General features: G+C 68.0%; 3 protein-coding genes. 1 reads left to right on the top strand and 2 read right to left on the bottom strand.

Annotation, left to right across the window (positions count from 1 at the left end; all coding sequences use genetic code 11):
• Positions 1 to 297: 297 nt before the first annotated feature.
• On the top strand, positions 298 to 1,041 hold the full coding sequence (locus ABT116_RS44640) for an IclR family transcriptional regulator (protein WP_351646659.1): 744 nt from the start codon (positions 298 to 300) through the stop codon (positions 1,039 to 1,041).
• Positions 1,042 to 1,055: 14 nt separating this feature from the next.
• Here ABT116_RS44640 and ABT116_RS44635 read toward each other — a convergent pair whose 3' ends face one another.
• Both ABT116_RS44635 and ABT116_RS44630 read right to left on the bottom strand, forming a co-directional pair.
• The gene (locus ABT116_RS44635; protein ID WP_351646652.1) at positions 1,056 to 1,409 is read right to left on the bottom strand and encodes a cupin domain-containing protein; all 354 of its coding nucleotides are present in this window, start codon (positions 1,407 to 1,409) and stop codon (positions 1,056 to 1,058) included.
• Positions 1,410 to 1,565: 156 nt separating this feature from the next.
• A partial coding sequence (locus tag ABT116_RS44630) for an aldehyde dehydrogenase family protein (protein WP_351646655.1) occupies positions 1,566 to 1,679 on the bottom strand: 114 nt, incomplete at its 5' end.

The raw sequence follows: 1,679 nt of genomic DNA, 5'->3' as shown, positions 1-1,679 counted from the left end.
CCTCAGCCGTGTGTCACGGCAGCCACCGCCCTGCGCCCGGCGGGGGAAGCCGGACACAGGGCGGCCGCACCCACGCGGCACGGCAGGCCTGGTCAAGGCCCTACCGCTGTCCATCGCCGCGGGGAATCGGGACCCCTGTGCACCTCAAGTCCGGTCCACTGAACGACCGAACCCAACTACGTTCCACATCGTGGCACGCTATGCTGGAATCCGGCACAGATCATGACCGTGACTCCGTGTCGGAGTCAAGAGGAATGAGAACCAGGGACCACAGGTCTGAGGGGGCATCGAATGGAAATGAAGAGCGTCACCAGGTCGCTCCGGGTTCTGGAGGCAGTCGCCCGACACCAACCCGTGACCGTCGGGGAGTTGACCAAGATCTTCGGGCTGCCGAAGTCCACCGTGCAGCGCACCCTGGTCACCCTCAACGAGGCAGGCTGGCTGCGGGCGAACCGCAAGGACACCACCCGCTGGGAGGTCGGCGCCCGCGTCCTGGCCGTACGCCCCGCCGCGCTGCAGGGCTCCAGCCTGTTCGCCGCCGCCCGTGAACCCATGATCCGGCTCCGCGACGCGCTGAACGAGACCATCCATCTGTCGGTTCCGGACGCCCTGCACGGCATGGTCGTCGTCGACCGCGTCGACTGCGACCAAGCCGTACGCACCTTCCATGCCATCGGCGACACCTCACCCCTGCACGCCACCGCCGCCGGGAACGCCGTGCTGGCCCATCTGGAAAGGTCCGAGATAGACGAGGTCGCCGCGGGGACGCTGGAGGGTTACGGCGAGGAGACCATCACCGACCCGAGGCAACTGCGCGCGGAGCTCCGCCGCGTGCGAGAGCGTGGCTACGCCGTCAACCACAACCAGTACCTGCAGGGTGTCTGCGCGATCGCGGCGCCCGTGCTCGACGGTGAGGGCACACCGCTGGCCGCGGTGTCCGCCTCCCTGCCCGACTCCCGCTTCGAACCCGACCGGCTGCCCGAGCTGGGCCGGCTGGTCTCCGAGACGGCTACGGAGATCACCGCCCGGCACCTGGCCTGACGACGGGCCCGGTGTCACTTCACGATCACGTAGATCTTGCGCACGGTTTCGATGGTCTTCCAGACACCGACGAAGCCCGGCTTCATGACAAAACTGTCACCCGCCTTGTAGACCACCGGCTCGCCGCCTTCCGGCGTGAGTTCGACGATGCCGGAGAGGATGTGGCAGAACTCGAAGGTCTCGCCCTTGATCGAGCGCGTCTCGCCGGGCGTCGCTTCCCAGACTCCCGTATGGATCAATTCCTCACGGGCGACGTCCTGGACCCAGGTCTTGAACGCGGGGTCGCCGGAAACCAGACGTTCCGGGAGCGGGCCGGACTTGTGCGGCGCGAAGGAGGGATGGGTGTCGATGGTCTTCAGAAGTGACATGTCTTTCCTGTCCTGGGCTCGAGAAAGGGCTGCTGGAGTCGCGGGTTGCCTGGGCCGCCGGTTGGCGGCCGTCCCCCGTGCCCGGCGGCGTGGAGACCGGGCACGGGTGAGGCCCGTCACGGTGCGTGCTACGCCGTCGTCAGGGCATGACCGCCGTCATCGCACGGGCACCGCAAGGTACTGGTACTCCAGGAACTCGTCGATCCCGACGCGGCCGCCTTCACGCCCGAGCCCGGACTGCTTGACGCCGCCGAAGGGTGCGGCGGGGTT

The organism is Streptomyces sp. NPDC002130 (assembly GCF_040296465.1).
Lineage (GTDB): Bacteria > Actinomycetota > Actinomycetes > Streptomycetales > Streptomycetaceae > Streptomyces.
The sequence above is the reverse complement of the archived record's forward strand: the minus strand, read 5'-3'. Positions and strand labels throughout refer to the sequence as shown.

Excerpts from the sequence above, each read along its gene's own strand:
- ABT116_RS44640 (WP_351646659.1), top strand. The coding sequence starts at position 298 with ATGAAGAGCGTCACCAGGTCGCTCCGGGTTCTGGAGGCAGTCGCCCGA.
- ABT116_RS44635 (WP_351646652.1), bottom strand. The coding sequence starts at position 1,409 with ATGTCACTTCTGAAGACCATCGACACCCATCCCTCCTTCGCGCCGCAC.